The organism is Dickeya sp. CFBP 2040 (assembly GCF_012273755.1).
Taxonomy (GTDB): domain Bacteria; phylum Pseudomonadota; class Gammaproteobacteria; order Enterobacterales; family Enterobacteriaceae; genus Dickeya; species Dickeya poaceiphila.
Map to the genome: position 1 here is coordinate 47,368 of NZ_JAAVXH010000120.1, position 24,295 is coordinate 71,662.

The 24,295-nt window shown below is 50.3% G+C and carries 19 protein-coding genes; 10 read left to right on the plus strand and 9 right to left on the minus strand.

The window, feature by feature from the left end:
- Positions 1 to 85: 85 nt before the first annotated feature.
- Positions 86 to 637 carry an NAD(P)H nitroreductase gene (locus Dpoa2040_RS17985; protein WP_042870423.1) on the minus strand — a complete coding sequence of 184 codons (552 nt, stop codon included), beginning with the start codon at positions 635 to 637 and terminating at the stop codon, positions 86 to 88.
- Between the two features lie 266 nt (positions 638 to 903).
- Between Dpoa2040_RS17985 and sppA the strand changes: the two genes are divergently transcribed.
- The 3 genes from sppA to pncA all read left to right on the plus strand — a co-directional run bounded on the left by sppA (position 904) and on the right by pncA (position 4,626).
- Positions 904 to 2,754: a signal peptide peptidase SppA gene (gene sppA / locus Dpoa2040_RS17990; protein ID WP_168642120.1), complete on the plus strand. Its 1,851-nt coding sequence runs from the start codon at positions 904 to 906 to the stop codon at positions 2,752 to 2,754.
- Between the two features lie 153 nt (positions 2,755 to 2,907).
- Positions 2,908 to 3,927 (plus strand): asparaginase, encoded by a 1,020-nt coding sequence (gene ansA, locus Dpoa2040_RS17995; protein WP_168642121.1) that lies wholly within the window; start codon positions 2,908 to 2,910, stop codon positions 3,925 to 3,927.
- 57 nt (positions 3,928 to 3,984) lie between these two features.
- Entirely contained in the window at positions 3,985 to 4,626 is a 642-nt protein-coding gene (pncA, locus tag Dpoa2040_RS18000) for a bifunctional nicotinamidase/pyrazinamidase (RefSeq protein ID WP_168642122.1), read from the plus strand.
- 45 nt (positions 4,627 to 4,671) lie between these two features.
- On the opposite strand, the gene Dpoa2040_RS18005 is transcribed toward pncA, so the two are convergent.
- Positions 4,672 to 4,947: a YeaC family protein gene (locus Dpoa2040_RS18005; RefSeq protein ID WP_168642123.1), complete on the minus strand. Its 276-nt coding sequence runs from the start codon at positions 4,945 to 4,947 to the stop codon at positions 4,672 to 4,674.
- Positions 4,948 to 5,010: 63 nt separating this feature from the next.
- On the minus strand, positions 5,011 to 5,427 hold the full coding sequence (gene msrB / locus Dpoa2040_RS18010) for a peptide-methionine (R)-S-oxide reductase MsrB (RefSeq protein ID WP_042873900.1): 417 nt from the start codon (positions 5,425 to 5,427) through the stop codon (positions 5,011 to 5,013).
- 349 nt (positions 5,428 to 5,776) lie between these two features.
- On the opposite strand from msrB, the gene gapA reads away from it, so the two are divergent.
- Both gapA and Dpoa2040_RS18020 read left to right on the plus strand, forming a co-directional pair.
- Positions 5,777 to 6,772 (plus strand): glyceraldehyde-3-phosphate dehydrogenase, encoded by a 996-nt coding sequence (gene gapA / locus Dpoa2040_RS18015; protein ID WP_168642124.1) that lies wholly within the window; start codon positions 5,777 to 5,779, stop codon positions 6,770 to 6,772.
- A 168-nt stretch (positions 6,773 to 6,940) separates the two neighbouring features.
- The gene (locus Dpoa2040_RS18020) at positions 6,941 to 7,813 is read left to right on the plus strand and encodes a D-hexose-6-phosphate mutarotase (protein WP_168642125.1); all 873 of its coding nucleotides are present in this window, start codon (positions 6,941 to 6,943) and stop codon (positions 7,811 to 7,813) included.
- 47 nt (positions 7,814 to 7,860) lie between these two features.
- On the opposite strand, the gene Dpoa2040_RS18025 is transcribed toward Dpoa2040_RS18020, so the two are convergent.
- Both Dpoa2040_RS18025 and Dpoa2040_RS18030 read right to left on the minus strand, forming a co-directional pair.
- Positions 7,861 to 8,712 (minus strand): aldo/keto reductase, encoded by an 852-nt coding sequence (locus tag Dpoa2040_RS18025; protein ID WP_168642126.1) that lies wholly within the window; start codon positions 8,710 to 8,712, stop codon positions 7,861 to 7,863.
- A gap of 114 nt (positions 8,713 to 8,826) precedes the next feature.
- Positions 8,827 to 9,576: a MipA/OmpV family protein gene (locus Dpoa2040_RS18030; protein ID WP_168642127.1), complete on the minus strand. Its 750-nt coding sequence runs from the start codon at positions 9,574 to 9,576 to the stop codon at positions 8,827 to 8,829.
- Between the two features lie 452 nt (positions 9,577 to 10,028).
- On the opposite strand from Dpoa2040_RS18030, the gene yeaG reads away from it, so the two are divergent.
- The 3 genes from yeaG to Dpoa2040_RS18045 all read left to right on the plus strand — a co-directional run bounded on the left by yeaG (position 10,029) and on the right by Dpoa2040_RS18045 (position 14,275).
- Positions 10,029 to 11,963, plus strand: a complete 1,935-nt coding sequence (yeaG, locus tag Dpoa2040_RS18035; RefSeq protein ID WP_042870406.1) for a protein kinase YeaG — start codon at positions 10,029 to 10,031, stop codon at positions 11,961 to 11,963.
- A 36-nt stretch (positions 11,964 to 11,999) separates the two neighbouring features.
- The gene (locus Dpoa2040_RS18040; protein WP_042873899.1) at positions 12,000 to 13,274 is read left to right on the plus strand and encodes a YeaH/YhbH family protein; all 1,275 of its coding nucleotides are present in this window, start codon (positions 12,000 to 12,002) and stop codon (positions 13,272 to 13,274) included.
- 311 nt (positions 13,275 to 13,585) lie between these two features.
- Positions 13,586 to 14,275: a DNA/RNA non-specific endonuclease gene (locus Dpoa2040_RS18045; protein ID WP_371810667.1), complete on the plus strand. Its 690-nt coding sequence runs from the start codon at positions 13,586 to 13,588 to the stop codon at positions 14,273 to 14,275.
- Positions 14,276 to 14,606: 331 nt separating this feature from the next.
- Here the strand turns inward: Dpoa2040_RS18045 and Dpoa2040_RS18050 are convergent, their stop codons facing one another.
- Positions 14,607 to 14,816, minus strand: coding sequence for a hypothetical protein (locus tag Dpoa2040_RS18050; protein WP_168642129.1), 210 nt, complete (start codon positions 14,814 to 14,816; stop codon positions 14,607 to 14,609).
- Between the two features lie 109 nt (positions 14,817 to 14,925).
- Here Dpoa2040_RS18050 and Dpoa2040_RS18055 point away from each other — a divergent pair, with 109 nt between their 5' ends.
- Positions 14,926 to 15,183 carry a hypothetical protein gene (locus Dpoa2040_RS18055; protein ID WP_210424013.1) on the plus strand — a complete coding sequence of 86 codons (258 nt, stop codon included), beginning with the start codon at positions 14,926 to 14,928 and terminating at the stop codon, positions 15,181 to 15,183.
- 8 nt (positions 15,184 to 15,191) lie between these two features.
- Here Dpoa2040_RS18055 and Dpoa2040_RS18060 read toward each other — a convergent pair whose 3' ends face one another.
- The 3 genes from Dpoa2040_RS18060 to Dpoa2040_RS18070 are packed head-to-tail and all read right to left on the minus strand — an operon-like array spanning position 15,192 to position 23,770.
- Positions 15,192 to 15,917, minus strand: a complete 726-nt coding sequence (locus Dpoa2040_RS18060) for a hypothetical protein (protein WP_168642131.1) — start codon at positions 15,915 to 15,917, stop codon at positions 15,192 to 15,194.
- A gap of 1 nt (position 15,918) precedes the next feature.
- On the minus strand, positions 15,919 to 16,203 hold the full coding sequence (locus tag Dpoa2040_RS18065; protein WP_168642132.1) for a hypothetical protein: 285 nt from the start codon (positions 16,201 to 16,203) through the stop codon (positions 15,919 to 15,921).
- A gap of 13 nt (positions 16,204 to 16,216) precedes the next feature.
- Positions 16,217 to 23,770 carry an LPD38 domain-containing protein gene (locus tag Dpoa2040_RS18070; RefSeq protein WP_168642133.1) on the minus strand — a complete coding sequence of 2,518 codons (7,554 nt, stop codon included), beginning with the start codon at positions 23,768 to 23,770 and terminating at the stop codon, positions 16,217 to 16,219.
- Positions 23,771 to 24,072: 302 nt separating this feature from the next.
- On the opposite strand from Dpoa2040_RS18070, the gene Dpoa2040_RS18075 reads away from it, so the two are divergent.
- Positions 24,073 to 24,231, plus strand: coding sequence for a hypothetical protein (locus tag Dpoa2040_RS18075; protein ID WP_168642134.1), 159 nt, complete (start codon positions 24,073 to 24,075; stop codon positions 24,229 to 24,231).
- Positions 24,232 to 24,295: the final 64 nt, after the last annotated feature.

Sequence of the window (24,295 nt, forward strand, 5' to 3'; positions counted from 1 at the left end):
GTCACACCGCAAGACAGAACGGATATCCCCTGATTCACGCCCGAACCGGCGCGCCAATCAGGAGAGGCATCGTCGATATAAAAGATTAGAAATAGCTGACAAACTTCGTGCTATCCACAGGCGTGATAGCGGCGGAGGCTTTAAGCTGAGGCGTTCCTAAATAAAGGAAGCCGACAATTTCATCCAGCGCACGACAGCCAAACGCGTCACGCACCAGCGGATGATGAGTCCATGCGCCGCTGCGCCAGATACCGTTGAAACCCTGCGCCAGCGCTGCCATTTGCATTGCCTGCGTCGCACAGCCAGCGGATACAACCTGCTCCCAGTGTGGAACTTTAGGATGTTCCTCACAGTGTGCCACCACGGTAATAATCATCGGAGCGCGGAATGGTGCCTGACGTGCTTTTTCGACCGCGGCCTCATCCTGGTTGTCCTGCAATGCCGCCTTGACCAGCAATTCACTAAAACGGGATAACCCCTCATCCTGAATAATAGAGAAACGCCAGGGCTGAAGTGCGCCATGATCCGGAGCGCGCAAACCCGCACGCAGAATATTTTCCAATGCCTCGCCTGACGGAGCAGGCGCCGCCAGACGGGACGCCGAACGACGATTCAGTAGCAATTCCAGAGCATCCATCACATCTCTCCTGTCATGAAAAAATTGCTGTCGGTGAATAAAATCCGGTTGCGCGCCACGGTAGCACAGGTAGAAGATTTGTTACAAGTTAGCGCCCTGCTGCCAACCACGCAGCAAGATAAATAGCTGACTTTTATCCTGTCGCTCATTAGGATACCGCCAGTGCCTGCATTCGGATGTGATCGAGCAGCTATCGTTGGCTATGCCGGTTTACTCAGCAATCCAGAGCACAGCTTAAAACCCAGTTTTCTTTTGACGGAGTGGACATGCGCACAATGTGGCGAATTTTCAGTGGAATATTCAGATGGGGATGGCGCCTGCTGAATTTTATCCGCGAATGTATCCTCAACCTGTTTCTGGTTTGTTTGATCCTGGTCGGTATCGGGGTCTACAGCCAGTTAAAAACCCCGCAGGCTGAACCGGCCAGAGGGGCGTTACTGCTGGATCTGACTGGGGTGGTGGTGGATAAACCGTCCGTCAATAATAAGCTGCGCCAGTTTGGACGGGAGTTTTTTGGCGTATCCGCGAGCCGCCATCAGGAAAATGCGGTGTTTGATATTGTCGACAGCATCCGTCAGGCTAAAGACGACAGCAATATTACCGGCATGGTGATGGACCTGTCTGATTTTGTCGGCGCGGATCAGCCTTCACTGCAATACATTGGCAAGGCATTGCGCGAATTTCGTGATGCCGGCAAACCGATTTTTGCCATCGGCGATAACTTCAACCAGACACAATATTATCTGGCCAGCTTTGCCAACAAAATCTACCTGACACCACAGGGAAATATCGATCTGCACGGCTTTGCCACCAACAACCTTTACTATAAAACGCTGCTGGACAAGCTGAAGGTCACCGCACACATTTTCCGCGTTGGCACATACAAATCTGCTGTTGAGCCGTTTATCCGTGACGATATGTCACCCGACGCTCGCGATGCCGATAATCGCTGGATCTCCACGCTGTGGCAACACTATCTCGATACCGTGGCGGCCAACCGTCAGATCACTCCACAACAGTTGTTCCCCGGAGCCGACACGATTCTCGCCACTCTGAAGACGATGGGCGGCGACACGGCTCGCTATGCGCTGGAAAATAAACTGGTGGACGAAGTTGCTTCCCGTTCAGTGATCGAACAGTCGTTCATCAAAGCATTCGGGTGGGATGCAAAAAACAAAAACTTCAATTTTACCAGCATCTATGATTATGCACCGAAGCCACCGGCAACCAGTGCCAATGAGATTGCCGTAGTATTCGCCAACGGCACTATCGTTGATGGTAAAGAAACGCCGGGGTATGTCGGCGGCGACACCACTGCTGCGCAAATCCGCGATGCTCGTCTGGACCCGAAGATTAAAGCCATTATCCTGCGGGTAAACAGCCCTGGCGGTAGCGTCACAGCTTCTGAACTGATTCGCTCGGAGCTGATGGCCGCACGACAGGCAGGCAAACCCGTCGTCGTTTCAATGGGCGGCATGGCAGCCTCCGGCGGTTACTGGATTTCCACCCCGGCTAACGCCATCATCGCCAGCCCCAATACTCTGACCGGTTCGATTGGGATTTTCGGCGTTATCACCACATTTGAAAACGCGCTGGATAGCATTGGTGTGCACACCGATGGCGTTGCCACTTCACCGCTGGCTGATCTGTCTCAAACCAAGGCATTACCGCCACAAGCCAGCCAACTGATGCAAATCAGCATTGAGCGTGGTTATCAAAACTTTATTTCACTGGTGGCACAATCTCGCCATAAAACGCCACAGGAAGTCGATGCAATCGCACAGGGGCATGTCTGGGTCGGCAGTGATGCCAAAACCAACGGGCTGGTGGACCAACTGGGCGATTTTGACGATGCCGTGAAGAAAGCAGCAGAACTGGCTAAACTGGAACACTATCAGTTGAGCTGGTATTCAGAAGAACAGGATTTGCTCAATGTCATGTTCAGCCAGGTCAGAAGTTCAGTCTACGCCATGTTGCCTTCCGCCTTGCAAGCCATGATACCGGCACCCATGGTTCAGTTGGCACAAACCGTTCGCGCTCAGACTTCGGTATTGGACGCCCTGAACGACCCACAAAACCGTTACGCGCTGTGCCTGAGTTGTGGCGACGTACGCTAACGCGTTCTTGCACAGCCCGACGTCGGTCGGGCTGTTTTTACCGCCGAAACATTCTTATAATCCGGCCTGTTCGCAGCTACTCTTTTCTACAAATAACCGTTTTCTACAACCAACCGTTTTCTACAACCAACAGTGTCCTGACCTATAACATCCATGCAAAAGAAATCTATTTATGTCGCTTATACCGGCGGCACCATCGGTATGCAACGCTCCGACCACGGTTACGTCCCGGTTTCCGGTCACCTGCAACAACAACTGGCGCAGATGCCGGAATTCCACCGTCCAGAGATGCCGTCATTCACTATCCACGAGTATACGCCGTTGATCGATTCATCCGACATGACGCCGTCTGACTGGCAATCGATTGCAAACGATATTCAGCAACACTACGACCACTACGATGGCTTCGTGATTCTGCATGGCACCGATACTATGGCGTTTACCGCTTCCGCCTTGTCTTTCATGCTGGAGAATCTCGCCAAACCGGTTATTGTGACAGGGTCACAAATTCCGCTGGCGGAATTGCGCTCCGATGGGCAAACCAACCTGCTTAATGCGCTATATGTGGCAGCCAACCATCCGGTCAATGAGGTCAGTTTGTTCTTCAATAACAAGCTGCTGCGCGGCAACCGTACGACCAAGGCACACGCTGATGGTTTTGACGCCTTTGCTTCCCCGAACTTCCCGCCCTTACTGGAAGCGGGTATCCACATTCGCCGCCTGACGCCAGCCGACCCCACTCCAACTGACGGACCGCTGATCGTTCATGCCATCACTCCGCAGCCGATAGGGGTAGTGACCATCTACCCAGGTATTTCTGCCGATGTGGTCAGCAATTTCTTACGCCAACCGGTCAAGGCGCTAATACTGCGTTCGTACGGTGTTGGTAATGCACCCCAGAGTTCAGGTTTACTTGATGAGTTGCGCAACGCTTCAGAACGCGGCATTGTGGTGGTTAACCTGACACAATGTATTTCCGGGCGGGTCAATATGGACGGTTACGCCACCGGTAATGCGCTGGCGCAGGCTGGCGTCATCAGCGGATTTGACATGACGGTTGAAGCGGCATTGACGAAACTGCATTATCTGTTGAGCAGGGACGATCTTTCCCCTGAGCAGATTCGTCAGCTAATGCAGCAGAACCTGCGCGGAGAACTGAGTGATAAGGATTGAATCTCCTGTCGTGAACTCAGCATTAAACACATAAAACATCAATAAGAGGAAGACAATGTGAACAGAGCACTCTTGCTGGTGGACATTCAAAATGACTTCTGTGCGGGTGGAGCCCTGGCCGTCTCGGACGGCGATAGCGTGGTTGCGATAGCGAATCAGGCTATTGCTGCCTGCCAGCAGGCCGGGGTAATGGTGATTGCCTGTCAGGATTGGCACCCAGTGGATCATCGTAGTTTCGCCGTCAATTCCGGCACTCACGTGGGCGAGCAAGGAGAATTGGACGGCTTGCCGCAGGTATGGTGGCCGGTGCATTGCGTGCAAGGATCACCCGGTGCCGATTTTCATCCTAAATTGAACCAGCACGCCATAAACTGGGTGGTACGCAAAGGAACACACCCTTTTATCGACAGCTATAGTGCATTTTTCGATAACGGCCATCGTACCCGCACCGAACTACACGATGGGTTGAGAGCCAAAGGCGTAACCCGGTTGACCATCATGGGACTGGCAACTGATTACTGCGTTAAATATACCGTGCTGGATGCACTGGCGTTGGGTTACCAGACTGAAGTACTGCAAGAGGGTTGTCGCGGCGTTAATCTGCATCCCAAAGATAGTCAACAGGCGCTGGAAATCATGGCGAAACACGGTGCCACGCTGGTTGATTTACCCGCTTTTATTGCCTCACTCAGCCAATAATTCACACACTCATTACGCCAGCAACCAACGCTGGCGTGACTGGGTTTAATCTTGAGGTTTAAGTGTGGTAATCGTATTGCCAGCAAATCGCTGCTTGAGTTCCTGCTTGCTTTTCATTTCGATTTCACCACGCGTGTTGATCGTCATATGATCTGCCTCGGTGTTATTATGCGCCTGCCATAGCATCACCATCTGTAATGCATTTTCCTTTTGTTCTGTCGTCAACGCCACACCATCCGGCCATTTTCCCAGCTCCACCGCAGTGGTCAGGCGCTGATAAATTTCCGGCGTCATGCTGTTTATTAAATCATCTAATTGCATGTTTTTTCTGCCTGAAGTCAGATTTAAGCTGAAACGTTTCAATCCCAAATTACATTAGCATGTCTAACCATCCGTCTGTTGCCCGTTTTCCGCATCAATAAAGCTAAGTGACACAGAATTCACGCAATAACGCTCGCCGGTCGTGTCCTGAGGGCCATCAGGGAACACATGGCCCAGATGTGCATCACACTGACCACAACGAATTTCGATACGGTGCATGTTATGAGAATGGTCATCCAGATAGCGGATAGCATTCTCGTTCACCGGACGATCAAAACTCGGCCAGCCACAACCAGAATCATACTTATGGTCGGAATAAAACAGTGGTTGGTGGCAACACAAGCAATGATAGACGCCAGTACGCTTGTTATGCAGCAGTTTCCCCGTGTATGGGCTTTCCGTCCCACATTGCTGCGTAACGTGCCGCTGCAGATCGGTTAATTCATCCGGATTACGTTGAAAAACAGTTGTCTTGGTCATCATATTCTCACTGAAACACGATTTTTTCGCCAGAACGACAACCTATAATTATAACAAAAAATTAACACCACTACAGCCTATTTTGCCCTACACTTAGTCCTACGCAGTAATGGCACTTTTAATTGTGATCACCATCACGATTACACCTATAGCGGGTGTTTTCATACCCGTGCATTCCTCATATGATTGGGCTATGCCCTTTAATTAGGCTGATAGCTGTTTATCGTGCAACTGTTGAACTGACTTTTGACTTACAGCAACGATTGACACGATTCCGCTTGACGCTCAACAAGGTTTTTGTAATTTTACAACCAACCTTTTATTCACAAACCAATAGCTGGTGGAATATATGACTATCAAAGTAGGTATCAACGGGTTTGGCCGCATTGGCCGTATCGTTTTCCGCGCTGCCCAGGAACGTTCTGACATCGAAATCGTTGCCATCAACGATTTGCTGGATGCGGAATACATGGCATACATGCTGAAGTATGACTCCACCCATGGCCGCTTCAAAGGTACTGTTGAAGTAAAAGACGGTCACCTGGTCGTTAACGGCAAAACCATCCGTGTTACCGCTGAGAAAGATCCGGCTAACCTGAAGTGGAACGAAGTCGGCGTTGACGTTGTTGCTGAAGCAACCGGTATCTTCCTGACCGACGAAACTGCTCGCAAACACATTCAGGCTGGTGCCAAGAAAGTCGTTCTGACTGGCCCATCCAAAGATGATACCCCGATGTTCGTTATGGGTGTCAACCACGCGTCTTACGCTGGTCAGGACATTGTTTCCAATGCCTCCTGTACCACCAACTGTCTGGCACCGCTGGCTAAAGTTATCAACGACAAATTCGGCATCGTTGAAGCACTGATGACCACCGTTCACGCTACCACTGCTACTCAGAAAACCGTTGACGGCCCGTCTCACAAAGACTGGCGTGGTGGCCGTGGCGCGGCTCAGAACATCATCCCGTCCTCTACCGGTGCAGCCAAAGCTGTAGGTAAAGTTATTCCGGCACTGAACGGCAAACTGACTGGTATGGCATTTCGTGTACCGACTCCAAACGTATCTGTAGTTGACCTGACCGCTCGTCTGGAAAAACCGGCCTCCTACAAAGAAATTTGTGCCGCTATCAAAGCCGCTTCTGAAGGCGAACTGAAAGGCGTTCTGGGCTACACCGAAGATGACGTGGTATCCACTGACTTCAACGGCGAAAAACTGACCTCTGTGTTTGATGCCAAAGCGGGTATCGCACTGAGCGACACCTTCGTGAAACTGGTTTCCTGGTATGACAACGAAACTGGCTACTCCAACAAGGTTCTGGATCTGATCGCTCACATCTCCAAATAATGTGGCGATGAATAGACGATGAAAGGGCGACGTAAGTCGCCCTTTTTTATTGGGTATATACCCGTCATACTTCACGTTGCAGGCTCGTTGTTCAACACGCAATCGTGTTGCCCTGCAACTCGAATGATTTCGGGTAGACAACAACACCATCAAGGTAAGTCCAATACCATGAACGATAATATTTATTCACTTCCCATCAATAATGCGATCACTGCACATCTGAGCCAACGTCAACTGGATCAACTGCCGGTTATTGTGGTGGACCATCCACAGGTCCGCGCCGCCATCGCACTACAAGGGGCACACCTGCTTAGCTGGCAACCTGAAGGCGAGCATCCCGTACTGTGGCTGAGCGACAACACGGCATTTGAAAACGGTGTGGCGATTCGTGGCGGCGTCCCTATTTGCTTCCCCTGGTTCGGCCCGGCTGCACAGCCTAACCACGGCTTTGGTCGTTTGCTGGAATGGGAGTTCACTTCTCACAGTGAAAATACAAATGGCGTGACCCTTGCCTTTACATTGCGTGACTCCGAGCAGACTCGCGCCAACTGGCCACATGCATTTACCGTTCTGGCGCGCTTCCATTTAAGTGCACAGGAATGCCGTATAGAACTCGAATGCCATGGCGACTACAGCATCACCAGCGCCCTGCACACCTATTTCCAGATTGGTGATATCAGTAAGATTCGAATTAGCGGTTTGGGGGATACCTTTATTGATAAGGTTAACGATGGCAAAACCAATACCCAACAAGGCGATCTGACCTTCACCACTCGTACTGACCGCATTTATACCCAGCCAGCATCGGTCAGCCTGATTGAAGACCCGATACTGCAACGTACCATTGAAGTACATCATGCTCACCACAGCGATGTCGTTGCCTGGAATCCGGGAGCCGAACTGTCTCGAACCATCAGCGATATCACCGATGACGGTTACCAGACTTTTGTGTGCGTTGAAACAGCCAGAGTGACTCAACCGCTCGTGGCAACCACTCACGCACCCGCTCACTTGATTACCACCATTCGCCTGCGTAAATAATCTTAATTTTTTCTGCTCATGGCTGGCTTTCGCCAGCCATGTTTCGCTCACACCACATCCAGCGGTTGTTTACGGCGCGGTGCGGGATAAGCCTCATCGAGTATGGCGAGATGCTCAGGTGACAACGTCACTTGAAGCGCGACTGCATTTTCTTTAACATGCGCCAGCGTACTGGCTTTGGGTATAGCGATGACGCCCGACTGGCGAATCACCCAAGCCAACAGCACTTGTGCTGGTGTCAACGCCAGTTGTTGCGCCACGCGAATAACTGCCGGGTGTACAAACACGTCATAGCGCAACTGCCCGGCCTGAGCCAACGGGCAATAAGCCATCACCGGAAGCTGGCGTTGCTGACACCAGGTCAGCAAATCATATTCAATACCTCGTGAAGCCAGGTGGTATAGCACCTGATTGGTCTGACAGCGATCTCCGCCCCGGCAGGACCACAGTTCTTTCATATCATCAGTATCCAGATTAGATACGCCCCAGTGCCCAATCTTGCCCGCTTGTTGCAATCTCTCCATCGCAGCGATGGTATCTACCAGCGGAACACCACCACGCCAGTGCAGCAAATACAGATCGATACAATCGGTTTGCAGGCGTTTCAGGCTACGTTCACAAGCCGCAATCGCCCGCTTGCCGCCCGCATTATGCGGATACACCTTGGAAACCAGATAAACATGGTCACGACGGCCTCGAATCGCTTCCCCGACTACCTCTTCCGCTCCACCGTCAGCGTACATTTCTGCGGTATCAATAAGCGACATGCCCAGATCGATACCCGCCTGTAAGGCCTTGACTTCGATGCTCCGCCGTTGGGCATTCTCCCCCATAAACCAGGTTCCCTGACCAATAGCGGGAACCGTTCTTCCATTCGGAAATACCACCTGCTTTATCATGTTCTTACCCTCCTGGACTCAGGGTAACAAACCTCAGTTGCTTCATTAATGTGCAAATGGGGTGAATCCACCCCATTTCTGTGCAGCTGATGCACAATCCTCTGGCACTTCGCTTCAGAAGCTATAACTCACGCCGCCGCCCAGCATCAGGTTATAACTTTTATCAACCATCGGGCTGTCTTTGATTTCATCCGACAGCCGGATATAGCGCCCGCTCACCCAGGTACTCCAGCTTGAATTGATCTTATAACCGGCGTTCAACTCGACATAGGGCGACCAGCCACTATTTGGCTGGTAATTACGCAGTCCGGAACGGGCCGATTCATCGCCGGAAACACCATAATAGTAACGGTTCTGGTTTTCGCTCGACCAGGTAATCCCCACGCCTGGCGTCAGGCTCCAGTTGCCGTCATTGAAACGGTAAAGGTAGGCGGAATCCCACACCAAACCGTTGCTGTAATCCAGCGTATCACCCGCCAGCATCGTACGCAGCGTGCCCCATTGCGCGTCATAACGGTAAGCCAACCCCGCCATCAATGTGCCGCGCCGACGCTCAAGTTGCTTCATCTGATCGTCATCACTATCTCCCGGCCTGAAACCGAACGGGTTGTAATAGGCCGTCAGTGACAATTTGTTTTGCGCATCATTCCACAGGTAATAACCGCCTTGCAGACCGCGCAGGTAAAAGCGCTCACTGTCATAATTCACCATGGGGAAAGGATAAACATGGCCGCTATCGCCGCGGTATATTGATGTTTCGCCTACCGCCCCCAGCCCCAGTGCAAACTCATCGGCCAAAGCAGCTGGCGCTGCTACCATCCCAGCCAGCGTCGCCGTTAAGAAAGTTAATACGTGTTTTTTCACGGTGGTTGATTCCCATTCAATGTTACGTATTTGATCACGTCCAGCAGAATAGCAGTGCTGGAGTCCTACCTACATCACATTAATGTGAAAGATACATAAGTTATAACGATTTCGTCTGCCGGCTTCCACCCCGCAGCAGGTCTGAATCGGCAGATAAAAAAGCCGGTTTTATGCCGTCATGCCGAAGTGAGTCATTGAAATATCTTAAAAATGCGACGCAAGAATAGAGGAAATTTTATGGATGCAAACTACGCTTAAACAAGGCAGAAGATTTCCGCTGAGTACAGTCGGGCACGGGATGTTCGCAAGACCCTGCCGCCAGCCAAGTTGGCATAAGGGTTGCTGTACTTCAGCATGAGGTCTTCTTCCGGGAGAGCCATCCATTACACAGGCTGCATTCATACCATTCGCTCTCTTACTCTTGTGTTAATCGACGAAGGACGGACAACGCTATGAACATATTTGATCATTATCGTCAGCGTTACGACGCTGCCAAAGACGAAGAGTTCACTCTGCAGGAATTCCTTACCATCTGCCAGCAAGATCGCAGTGCGTATGCAAACGCCGCTGAGCGATTGTTAATGGCTATCGGTGAACCTGTTATGGTCGACACCGCTCAGGAACCACGTCTGTCTCGTTTGTTTTCCAACCGGGTAATTGCTCGCTATCCTGCGTTTGAAGAGTTCTATGGCATGGAAGAAGCCATTGAGCAAATCGTTTCCTATCTGAAACATGCCGCCCAAGGGCTTGAAGAGAAGAAACAAATCCTCTACCTGCTGGGTCCGGTGGGTGGCGGTAAATCGTCGCTGGCTGAACGACTGAAAGCACTAATGCAACGTGTCCCTATCTATATTTTAAGTGCCAACGGCGAGCGCAGCCCGGTCAACGATCATCCACTGTGCTTATTTAACCCGCAGGAAGATGCCTCTATCCTGGAAAAAGAATATGGTATCCCGCGTCGGTATCTGGGCACCATTATGTCCCCTTGGGCCGCTAAGCGGTTGCAGGAATTCGGCGGCGACATCACCAAATTCCGTGTTGTGAAAGTATGGCCTTCTATTCTGGCCCAATTGGCTATCGCTAAAACCGAACCGGGTGATGAAAATAATCAGGACATTTCAGCGCTGGTCGGGAAAGTGGACATCCGTAAACTGGAACATTTCGCGCAAAACGACCCAGATGCCTATGGTTACTCTGGTGCACTATGCCGGGCCAATCAGGGTGTGATGGAATTCGTCGAAATGTTCAAGGCGCCTATCAAGGTGCTCCATCCATTGCTGACCGCCACGCAGGAAGGTAACTACAACGGTACCGAAGGCATCGCCGCACTGCCGTTTAACGGCATTATTCTTGCGCACTCTAACGAGTCTGAATGGGTACAGTTCCGTAACAACAAAAACAACGAGGCATTTCTTGACCGCGTCTATATCGTCAAAGTGCCTTATTGCCTGCGGGTTTCCGAAGAGGTCAGGATTTATGACAAACTGTTGAAAAACAGTGAATTGTGCCGTGCCCCCTGCGCTCCCGGCACGCTGGAAACTCTGGCGCGTTTTTCCATTTTGTCTCGGTTGAAAGATCCGGAAAACTCCAGTATCTACTCCAAAATGCGGGTATATGATGGTGAAAGCCTGAAAGATACTGACCCGAAAGCCAAGTCGTATCAGGAATACCGCGACTATGCGGGTGTCGATGAGGGCATGAAAGGACTTTCTACGCGTTTCGCCTTCAAAATTCTTTCGCGGGTGTTCAACTTTGATCACAGCGAAGTCGCAGCTAACCCGGTTCACCTGTTCTATGTGCTGGAACAGCAAATTGAACGAGAGCAGTTTCCACAGGATGTGTCGGAGAAATACCTGGAACACCTGAAAGGCTACCTGATTCCGAAATACGCTGAATTCATCGGCAAGGAAATCCAGACGGCTTACCTTGAGTCTTACTCCGAATACGGCCAGAACATTTTTGATCGCTATGTCACCTACGCCGACTTCTGGATTCAGGATCAGGAGTACCGCGACCCGGACACCGGTCAGTTATTTGACCGAGAATCGCTCAACGCTGAACTGGAGAAAATCGAAAAGCCAGCGGGTATCAGCAACCCGAAAGACTTCCGCAACGAGATCGTGAATTTTGTGTTACGCACCCGTGCCAGTAACAGCGGACGTAATCCGAACTGGACCAGCTATGAGAAACTGCGTACGGTCATTGAGAAGAAGATGTTCTCCAATACCGAAGAGCTGCTGCCGGTGATTTCGTTTAACACTAAGACATCGACGGAAGAGCAGAAAAAACACGACGACTTTGTTGATCGCATGATGGAAAAAGGTTACACCCGCAAACAGGTACGTTTGCTGTGCGAATGGTACCTGCGCGTGAGGAAGTCATCCTGATGCCGTACATCGACAGTCATGTCGTTTGGGGGAAACATGGCCTATTTCATTGATCGACGATTAAACGGCAAAAACAAAAGCGCGGTTAACCGCCAGCGCTTTTTACGCCGCTATAAATCGCAAATAAAACAATCGATTGCCGGGGCCATCAACAAGCGTTCGGTCACCGATGTAGAAAACGGGGAGTCTATCTCGATCCCCAACACCGATATCAGTGAGCCGATGTTCCATCAGGGTCGTGGCGGAATTCGACACCGGGTTCATCCCGGTAACGATCACTTCGTAGAAAACGACAAGATAGAACGGCCTCAAGGTGGTGGAGGCAGTGGTTCAGGTCAAGGGGATGCCAGTCAGGATGGTGAGGGTCAAGATGATTTCGTGTTCCAGATATCCAAAGATGAATATCTTGATCTGTTGTTTGAAGATCTGGCGCTGCCTAACCTAAAAAAAACCGAACACCGGCAACTGAACGAGTACAAGACCCACCGCGCCGGGTACACCGCCAATGGCGTCCCTGCCAACATCAGCGTCGTACGTTCATTGCAAAACTCACTGGCGCGCCGCATGGCAATGACCGCCGGAAAACGGCGCGAACTGCACCAGCGGGAAGAAGATCTGGCATTGCTGGAAAACACTGAGCCAGTCCAGTTGCTTGAGGAGGAGCGACTGCGTCAGGAAATTGCCGAATTGCGCCAGCGCATCGCCAGTGTGCCCTTTATCGATACGTTCGACCTGCGTTACAAGAACTACGAACGCCGGCCAGAGCCATCGAGCCAGGCAGTGATGTTCTGTCTAATGGACGTTTCTGGTTCTATGGACCAGGCCACCAAGGACATCGCCAAACGTTTTTACATTCTGCTGTATCTGTTCCTCAGCCGAACCTACAAAAATGTGGAAGTGGTGTATATTCGCCACCATACACAGGCCAAAGAGGTGGATGAGCAGGAATTCTTCTACTCTCAGGAAACCGGCGGCACTATTGTCTCCAGCGCCCTGAAACTGATGGAGGATGTTGTCAAAGAACGCTACAACCCTGCGCAATGGAACATTTATGCTGCACAGGCTTCCGATGGTGATAACTGGGCAGACGACTCGCCGCTCTGTCGAGAATTACTTTCCACTCACCTGCTGCCCGTAGTGCGTTACTACAGTTATATTGAAATTACCCGCCGTTCTCACCAGACGCTGTGGCGGGAATATGAAATGTTGCAGGATAGCTTTGAAAATTTCGCCATGCAGCATATTCGCGATCAGGACGATATTTATCCCGTCTTTCGAGAAATCTTCCACAAACAAACTATCGATAACTAGCCTGTCTCAGCCAGCCGTTCACGTGCTGGCTGTTTCTTCTCTCCTGCCCAAGTAATTAAACGTTCTCTTGTAGCAACGACACGATTGTCTCTTATCCTTGATTAATCCACAGGCACGATTGGCGCAGCCAGTCTGGGCATGATAAGCCGCACAGACAATATTATGTTGATGTTATCACCGGTGATGATTGTTCAATGACAGAGGAACAAACCAAAGACTCAAGATTATTCAAACCGCAGACAGAATAATGCCTCTATCCCGTGGATATGGACTGAGTACATCCACCACTATACTGATAAGAGGGCAAACGTGTGAGGTTAAAGCGGACGATTCGCTATTTATTAGCACTGGTCATCATGATGACCGCTTTCCCTGGGCTGACAGGTCAATCATTATGCCCTGGAAAATTTATTCATGATAAAACACCGGATATCAATTATGACGAAGAGATTTGTTTTACGGCATTTGCTGTGCTTTATAGCCATGCGAATAAAGGACCATTAATTTCTGCAGAACATTTAACGGCAGAAATGGTTAAATCAGCAGGAACACTTTCCCGACGAGACTCATTTCATATTGAGCGATTAATTTCTAAAGCGGCGCAATCAGTCACAAACGATTATGAATATTCAGGATACGATCAAGGACATATGACACCAGCAGGAGATATGCCTGATTCCCATACGCAACATGAATCATTTTCAATGTCAAATATGACACCGCAATTGCCAATACTTAATCGAATAGCCTGGCGTAAAACTGAAGCCTTTGTTCGTAAACTGGCATTGCAAGATGGCGAAGTATGGATAGTCACCGGTGCCCTATTCGGAAATAAACGTATTGGTAAAGATGTCTCTGTTCCAGAGCTGATTTATAAAGCCATCAGCAGCCAATCGGGGCAGCAGGTTTTTATTGGCGATAATACTTCCGGTGTTGTGACCAGTATTTCTGTCAGTGAGTTTTCCGCACGCTATTCGATCACGCCATTTCCGACTCAGTAAATATACTGGACAGCCAAAAATATCGAAAATAATATGCTGGCAAAAATCAATAAACTGCCTTTACTCATCTCTAAAAAAAGACCGAACACGATTCCTGTGCCCGGCAATATTTACGTAACACATTAATTTATAAATAAAAAAATATAAAATCAGTTCAAAAAATACTCAAAAATACCGTCTTTATCCGTCCTTTGGCATCATATACATACGAGGATTTTCGGAAATCGACGGACAAATTTCGGACGCTAATTTCGCAAAGCTATTTAGAGTCAGTGCTTTTCTGTACACGCATAACGCCGTGTTATGGCGACACTGGATTGCTGTTATCTTGTTAAATACCACCAATTACCAATAATGCTACTAATAACACAGCTAAAGGGAGAAACATGTCATCCACTACCTTTATTTTTTGTCTCATCCTTGCCGCCATCATGGTGACCATCCACCCCGTGCTAGCCATTCCATTTGGTGCAGCTGCGCTGGTCATAGCCAGAAAATGCCAAATGACCGTAAACAGTGAGGGCAGTATCATTTTAGGCATTACCGGATTCTTATTGGTCGTGACACTAATCATGTGCATCAGGAACACAATAAGATAAACTACCTATAGCAACATCAAGTAGATTTGCATTAAGGATAAAATAATTAACATGGTAAATAATATGACTAAATTACTACCCATTATTCCTTTATTTTTATTAACCTCGGCCTGTACTCCACCGAAACCACCCACCTGCTGGGGGAAAATAGAAATAGGCAGGCATATATACGACCAACCAATATATGAAAAAAGAGCGGGATTCAAGCAACCAGAGTATCTGGTAGGTGATGCTTTTAAATATACCTGGGTTGAAGGCAGTAAATTCAAAAATCTATCAGACTGTGAGAATAAATTTTCGCAGCAATAAATGATTTATCAATAGCCGGTCACATCCACAATCATATGCTGAGAGTCGGAGCTATTTTGTGTAAAATTAGCTCCGCTGCTTTCATACAGCGATTGCTGATAGAGTTCCATGTGTCGTGATACATTACCGCCTATACTCGCTATTCTTACCCCGTCATAGTACCAGTTTGACATAACTTCACCGCCATTGACTCTTTCCGCGTAAATATATCCCACCTTGTTCGTTACTGCTGCAAACCGCCTACCTATCGGCAACTCCTTGACTAAATCACCGTCTACTGGACCAGATATAAACCACTCATTCCATTCTAGCCGGGGGTAATTCTCTACAGAGTGGATGCGTAAATATTTATTGTGGCTGTCAAATGTGACATAACCATCTTTATTTCTTATAATTAACTCCCCCACCCCAACTTTCGTTAGTTCCCCAGCATCAAATATATAATAGTTACCAGCTACCGCTGAGTTAACGGTTGATGAATCAACATAAATAATAGTATAGGTATATGTATTCCCATCTTTCTTAACCGACAGCAGTGAGGCATGATGACTTGAGCAGGATATTGCTAACAATGGTGGAAGATTAGACTTTGCATTGTAGGTTATTACCATGCAATCACCAATATTCACATCCCAATTCATAGTTAATTGCCCTTTCTGAGATAAATATAGGTTGAACACCTCAGAATCGATCAGCGTTACACCGCTATCGTTTACAACTCGAATAAATGCCATATTAATAAATCCCGTAAACACAGAAGCAACGAACATCCCTTGTTGTCGATACGGTAATGGTATTCCCGTTAATTACCGCCGATGGCGGAGTGCTCCAAACGCCGATATCGAACTTGATTTGCTCTGCGGATGCAGACACCCAAAGACGACCACCATAAACATCAGGAACGGTGATGGTCTGAGATGTTCTGGGTTCGACAGTAAAATACCCCAGTGTTTTTGTAATGCTATTGGACAGATCAAGTACAACATTCCCCGAAGCATCCCTGATTATAAAAACAGCCACGCCCCCTCCTCACTCATCGATCAAAATACGGATTTACTCTTTCTACGGCCTGCTGATATAGCGTATTTCGCTGCGCCATCATGCGATCAATGCGTTCTCGCTTCTCGTCCGCCGATAGTGTCCGGTCAATACGCACCATCTCAATACGGTCGTTCAGTTTACGGATCGCGTGCTGGGTATTGGTCAGCATCTTTCGCTTTGATAACAGCTCTGCGTTTTCTTCCTTCAGAGCACTGGCGTCATCCTTACGCCCTTGTTCCCGGTACGCATTAATTGTGCGGTTTATCTGGTTAGCCTGGCTCATCATTCGGTAAAAATCATCGGCAAACTGCGTGGACTTAGCAGGGGCGGAACCTCGCAGGAAAGACTTGATCACGGGCAACTCATCGAGTCGTAGTGCCGGCGTCTCGCCAGCATCACTGAACTGCCGCGCCAATATGTTGGTTGCACCCAATACATACACCCCCAGCGTGCCGGTATAACCCTGCACGACGTGATCGAGCATTTTCGGAGATAGCCCGGTCGCAGCACCGATTTCACGCATCAGTAAGCTGGTTTGATCGTTGTAGCGCGCTTCGGCAACCAGGTTACTGTCAGCCATGTTTTCAATAGGACCGCCACGGAAGAAGTCGTAATTGACGTAGGCTTCCGCAATCGGCTTCACCACCTGAGGTATCGGGTTAAATGCCATCGTCTCCATGAAATTACGCGCTATCACTTTGCCGAATTTACCCGGTGAGTCTTCGCCGCCGAGCATTCGCACGAAGCGTTCCGGCATGGTGCCGAACATCAGACCGATTTCAAACGGTTTGGGGAAGCGGATATGCTGATCGCCAGCCCAGAAATGCCAGTAGGCGTCTTTGTCCCAATCCGGCAATTCTTCATAGCGCTTGTCATCCCAATTGAGCGCCAGCAAGGCCAACGACACTCCAGCAATATAACCGCCGCGTTTCAGTACCTCGCGCGGATCTTCTTTTATCGCCCTGCCCAACTTACTCATCCCCTGCAGGCGCGCATTCAGGAACGGCACCACATCGGTAAGCCCAATAATCAGTTTACTAGACCCCATCATGCTGAAGTCCATCAGATCGCGGGCCTCAAAGGCTGCCTGTGCTCGACTCTTTCCGGATTTCAGTGCCGCATCATAAGTGGCCACACGGTTGGCGTTTTCAGAGCCTTCGCTGATATGCCGGTATTTCTCCCATGCGGTTTCCAGCTTATCCAGTACATCCTTGCTGCTGCGTACCAGCGTCGATTCGAATTCACGCATCTGGCTGTCGCTGTACCCCTTGCGCCGTAGCACTTTGCGTATGTTAGCCGCCGAACCCGCCGGGTCATAAACGTTAAGGTAGCCGCCGCCGAACGTGGCGCCGGCCGCCATCATGTCAATCAAGGTGTCGTCGGTTGCCAGCGCTTTGCGCAACCCCTGCCAAGAGGAAACGCCCGCACGGAAACCGTCTTTGTTGATGGCCCAGGAGTGGAGGGAGTCGCGCATAAAGTTTCGTATGATAAAATCGGGCATCGCTGTGGTGCCGATGGTCAACACGCGCTTGGCCTGGCGCGCCGCTTTCATGAACACCGAGTTGCTGCGCTCCATATCAATCATGGTGAAGGCACGATAGAGATCCGGGTCATTGACCTGCACCAGTTGCTCCTGTCCATCGACGTACACTTTCACCACATCTTTCCCGATACGTCCGTAATCCATTTTGTTCGGACTCCCGATCACCTCAACCACTCCGGTATCCGCCAGATTCACCACTGACCGGCGCATTGCCTCATTTTTCATGGATGCATCGACCGACTTCGCCACGTAGTTGAACAGGTTTTCAATCGGGTCTTTGATCGTTAACTCGCTGCCTTTTAACTTGCGGACGGTGCTGCTTTGGTTGGCTACGCCGCGTGTGGTCCAGGGGCCATGCGTCTCGCCGTTCTCGGCTTCGCGGAAATACGGCAGATACCAGGCGTCCTCCCACGTCGCCCTGCTTTCAGGATCAATCAGCCCCATGTCCTGCTGCAGATCCAGAATCGACTTGATAAAGGCGTCATACTTACGCTTCTGGTCGGCAAACAGTGTTTCGTTACCCCGGTTCAGGGTTTTCATGTAAGCGATTTCGTCCGCCGTGAAGTTGTTTTCGCGCCCTTCCGCCATCAGTCGTTCAGAGCGGTGACCAGCGATCCACTTAAGGAAATTTTCGCGCTGGTTGCCCAATGCGTCAAAAATCCCCATCAGTGAATCGGCTTTACCAGTACCAGCGATACGTTCTGTGATCCCGTCTTTCTTGTTATAACGAACCAGTCCATGTTCCCACACCACACCGGAAACTGCCCCCGCACCAGCCGCCATGCGAGCAGCGGTATAGCCCGACACACTGGCGTCAAAATTCCCCGTCGCGTCTTCTGCGTATTTCAGCGGTGCCAGGCCATCAAAGGTGCGGGTATTCAGTTTACGGAATGTTTCGCGCCACCACTGTTTCAGCGCCGTCTTATCCTTGTCGGTTGCCATTTGCCAGAAGTCACGCGACTTATCGAACCAGCCTTTTTCGACGTTAAAGCCCATTTTTCGGCTGGTTTCGGCATCCATTGCCGGGGTGCCGGTGCGTGAGTACAGGGCCTTGTTCTTGCGGATATCGTCGGATGAGAGTATATTTTTATCTGATTCTGCGGGGTCGCCCTCCTTGGACAATTGAAGCCCCTGAGAGTATCGGCGACTGGTAGAATCTGAACCCTGATAAGAACGCTCCTCCTTGGGCAATTGAAGCCCCTGTGAATGAGGGTTATCAGGGTTTTCTTTTTTGCGCTGGTATAAAGTCAGCCCGGCTTCTTTCATCCCGTTAACTTTTGCCATACCCCCGACAGTGCCATACACTGACGCAATACGATTCACCTCAATGCGTTTCAATGCTGCACTCATGTGAACCGCGCTCACCACTGGATTTCCATTCGCATCTTGAGCCTCAAGAAGTGCCACTACAGCGTTATCCTGAGTGGCAGAGCGATACACTGCTAATGGGTCATGCATCAGTTCCGGCAGTTGCTCAATGACTGAGATAGGCACATCATGTTTTACACCGTTCGTTGCCTTTCGCACCGTATCGCGATTGATATACATGTCCAGATTCGGCGCGCCCAAAGCACGTAACACAGGGGGGGTTCTGCCTATCTTGATGGACATGTCCCCAGACCGCCGCGACCGCATGGCATTATCTAATTCAGTTCGGTACTGTTCCGCCTCTTCCGGCAGTGGTCGAAGCGGATCGGTGTCCTCCGCTTTGGAATACAGCGCATCAGTGCGCGAAAACGTATCCTCAAACTCGCGCGTACCTGGCTTCTCGCTGGCGTACATCGCGGTCTTCTTAAAGCGGCCAGTGATGGTGCGCAGGATATTGCGGATTTCCGCCGGTGTAATGTCAGCCTGACCGATCATCCCCACCTTACGGAGTGCGGTGGTCAGCAGCGTAACGAAACGGTCCCAGACGCCCCCCAGCCCGGTGAGATCCGTCCTTTCCGCCATATGCGCCAGAAATTCATTGGCCTGATCTTCCAGTGACTCATTCCCATAAGACCGTTCAACCTGGCGCCATACCTCTTGGATGGTTTTGTTCTGGCTGTCACGCGTCTGATGGAGCACCCGCATAATGCGGTCATATTCCACATCACCGATCACCGACGCCAGGCCGTGGTGCGCAATAATTTCATGGCGCAGCTTGGCGCGCAGTTCGCGCGGGCCAGCAATGTTGTCGGCGATAACGATCACCCGGCTGAGTTCCGGCTGATAGATGGCATGAACAGTACCAAACTCCGCCGGGATACCATTTGGCATCATGGCCGCCGCTTCTGCCTGTGTTTGTACTGCCTTCACTTTGATTTTGGCTGCGCCATTCAGGTGAGAGACGAACAGATCGGAGGCCAGTTGCACCCGGTCGCGCAGCATTCCAGTTTCCGGTTTGTGTCCGTCCTTACTGAAACTGCCATCGTGAATAATGTTGCCGCCGCCAATATCCGCCCCAGAAACAGCAACGCCCCCATTTTTGGAGGCGTTGTCGCGCGCGTAAAAATCCGTTCCCTTACCGGTTTCCCTGGTCTTTATCGTTCGGATAAGGTGAGATGCAAAATCATGCTCTGCCTTTGTCACGTTATAGAGATCGCCATCATTAGAAACAATTCGGTATAACGTTTTGACCTTCCCGTCACCAGACTTTCTTTGCGCGGTTTCTGGGTGCCAACCGCGACTAACCAACTCCTGAACAGCCTCAGCCCTAGTCACTGGGCGGTCAAATTCAGAGTAATGAACTATTTCCTGTAGCGCCTTATCCACCTTCCCGCGCCGCATAGGGGTGAAGCTCTGCGCATCAAGAAATTCATCGATTGGTGCGCGCTTCCGGGCTTTCGTGGCCTCCGCATCTTTGCGATCCGTTTCACGTTTTGATCGTGATGATGCATTGCTTTCATCTCGATCAGCCAATTGATTGGCATAGGAAAGTGCCTCTTCGCGCGTTTCAAAGACTATCGGCTTCATCTTGATAGGGCTATCTGGTTTTGCTTGAACAGCCCATGCTTTCACCTTTTCACCAGTGTCACGGCGCGTTGCATCAACTGGAAACAATGGGTAGCCGCGATGCTCAGAATGGGTGCGGATGTGCTCCAGTGCCGCATTAAGCCGAGCAAGATCACCGATACCACCACTCACGGGACGGTCTCCAGCAAGCTCGCTTTTGATTCCGTCAACTTGTGTTGCGCTTAGACCAATCCGCTCCCCGCCTTCTGTTGTCAATATGGCAGATCCAGGTACATCGTGATCCATCATCACAGTGAGAACCTCCCCAGAAGGGAGTGTGATAGTGTCTTTTGTGCGATCTGGTGGCAATCGTACCGCATAACCACCATCGACCTCTTCAACCGTAGCACCTGGCGTTTTCCCCCACTTTGAGTGACGGGCCAGATGCTCACTCGTAAACGGGCGATCTTTCGTGTAAAACTTCAATTCGCCAACTGATTCGCCACGTGCATAGGCTTCCGTTGTTGCGTCAACAGGAACGCCAGCAACACGATGACGCTGATCGGGCAACGCGGCTTGATTATTTCCCCCCATTGCCTCGGTAAACTCTCGCGTCTTGCGCTGAGTGCGTGTTTCACCGGCGGTAAACTCTGGCGGCTGCGCTGTCTGCCCCTCATCAATTGTCGGTGAACCAGAAAAAATGATGCCTTTATCCTCAATAGCATGAGTCGGCACCGTCTCGCTGTCATAGGTTTGGCTGGCTCGCCCCACCTCATTGCCCGCCTGTGGGCGTTCGGCGGGAATAAAAGACTGTCCGCGCACCTGCCGCCCGGCATCGAACTGCGGCCCGCTACCCGCCGGCCCCTCATCACTCATTATCGGGTGAAGGTCACCCGGCATAGCGATAACAGACGTTTTTCCTGGGGCCGGCAGCCGGGGTGTGCGTGCCGCCCGGATTTTTTCAGCCTGCTCCAGAATAGCCTGCTCTTCTGGCGTATATCCCTGATCGCCCTGCTCCATCTGTTGGCTAATGAGTTCTTCAGCCGTTGGCGCGTATTGTTGCTCTGCCAGCGCACGCTGGACATCGCTGTCCTCAGCGAAACCCTGAATGCGCGGATCCTGGCGCAGATACGCCGGCGTATCGCGGAATGTGTCCACATGCCCAGAAGGAATACCATTCGGTGATTGATTATCTGGTGTAGCTAACTGCGACGAGGCTACTTCAGGTACAGCCTGCTGATGGGTTTTTTGGGGTGCAGGCTGTTGCTTCTCCTTAGCATCAATACCAAGACGTTCTGAAAGCACGGTGCGTACAGCCTCATGCTGCAATTGCTCTTCGTCAGAACGCTTAGGGTTTTCATTCAATTTGCGGTATGTCGTCAACAGTTCATCATCGGACTGTTGCTTGAATGCCTCTACCTTTTGAGCAATTTTGTCATGCTGATCCAGTTCATCCAGTCGTTCACTCGCCGCCCGTTTCAATTCACTGTTATTGGTCAAATCCGCACTGGCATACTCCCGCAGCACAGCAGCACGATCTTGTGTTGCATACCGCTGCCTTGCCTCTTCATAGGGTGATAATGCTGGTTGCGCTGCCCCCTCTGTCACGGAGATAACCGGGCCGCCATCACGCCATTCACCGGTATACCCAGGTGGAGGCGCATCATCACCCATTTTCACTACCGGGATAGAAGAGCCATTATCCTGATTTCCTTCCTGGTGTGATGCTTTCCATTCAGGTGTATCTACCTGAGATACTGGTTGGTCTGTGCTATCGGGTGATTGATTAGAGCGGTGCCCACGCATCCCCCCAACCACGCCAATAGCTCCACCCATACCGGCCCCTACAACGGCATTATTGGCACCGACCTCCAGCACATCTTTCATCGGGTCAATTTTCTGCCCGGCAGTGTCGATCAACTGTTGGTTTTGGACATAACGCTGCCCAGCGCCTTGTACAAATTCAGTTGCTCCCTCGGAGAGGGCGCCAACTGCAACACCTGATGCCACACCGCTGGCTGCCCCTTTTTTCGTCAACAACGACAACAAGGTATGATCACCGAGAGTTGATGCAGCAATATTCACTGCCAACAGCCGTGGATCTGCCGTGACCGCCGTAGCAGCGCGATCAGCCGTGATATTGCGCGCCAGCGTCAATTTCTGTGTATCATCCAACTTTGCATACTGCGGATCAGAATCAATGTCTGAGAACGCCTGCTGAAATGTCTTGCTCTGCGTCAGCTCATCGAATGACAAGGCATTGATCTCGTTTCGCATATCAATACCACCTTGCCCTTGAGATGCTCCTGTCATGGTGCCAACAAAAGTGCTCTTACCTGCAACCGCAGCAGCGCGATCAGCCGTTTCTTTTGCTAACTGGCGGGCCGCTTCTTCTGGCATAGACTTACTTAAACGATTGAAGGCCGCACGCTCCGCCATTTCCCTGGCAGCAGTAGCCCCCAGTTTGGACATAGCGCCAGAGGCAATGATTTGCGAGATAGAGGGTACCGCATTGATTAGCCATGCATCTTTATCAAACAGCCCTTCCCCGGCTTGTAACCCGGTAATGTTGCCGTCTTTGTCTCGCGTTGTGCTAACAAAATCCAGAGAGGCTGCTTTTTTTGCTCCGTCACTGTAGGAGTCTTTGATTTTCTGTGATGCTGCACCAGCCAGGTTGCCGACGCCCTGAATAATGACGTTACCCGCACGGGATACAGGATTTCCCGCATTCTGGCGCATGACCTCCATTGTTTGGTCATCCAAGCCAATGGGGTTAGGGTTTTCAGCTATCTGCTCGGTATGCTTGTTATCCAGAATCTGATTACCAGCCCGGAACAGTTCGCCACCGGCAGCCACCATATCCAGTGGCGCGGCAGTTGCCGCTTTCAAAATGTCGCCTGCTGTCACGCTGGCTTCGACCGGCTTTTTGTTCCAGTTTTCCGGGGAAAAGAATTGGCGATCAAAATCGGATAGCTCACCGGGCTGCTGAATATTCAGCCCCTGCCGGTTATTGTTCGCCGTTTGCTGTTCAGGGCGCTGCTGCTGTAACTGCTGTGGATCGTAAGCCATTGTTGCTCCAGAATTCAGGCATAAAAAAAGCCCCGCTATTTAGGCGAGGCTTGGTATCTTTGGGGAATTTAGCGCGTATTGGTTCTCATGGGAAGTATGTTAGCAGTGTGGTTTTCTGAAACAGCCAATTAAAAAAATCCGATACATCAGAAAACAACGTCATATAACCAAGATAGTACCCATAAAATCACTTCACATCTATTTATGGATGTGTATATTGCATAGTGCTGTTTTTTCTTGATCTACATTCACTACTCTTTACTAATTATTTTCATCATTAATATATTATCAAGGAAAATATTATGAAAAAAATCATTATCTCTCTTATAGTGATGGCATTACTCGCCCCTGCCGCATCATTCGCTAAAGGTGGGCACTATGCTGGTGGTCATGGCTCATCCCATAAAGGTGGGAAGTATTACAATCCCAGAACAGGAAATCACTATGAGAAACGCCATTAAATTTTAACTACCACGTATATACAGATTTTGATTACCTGACTATTTATCAATCAGCTAGTTATAT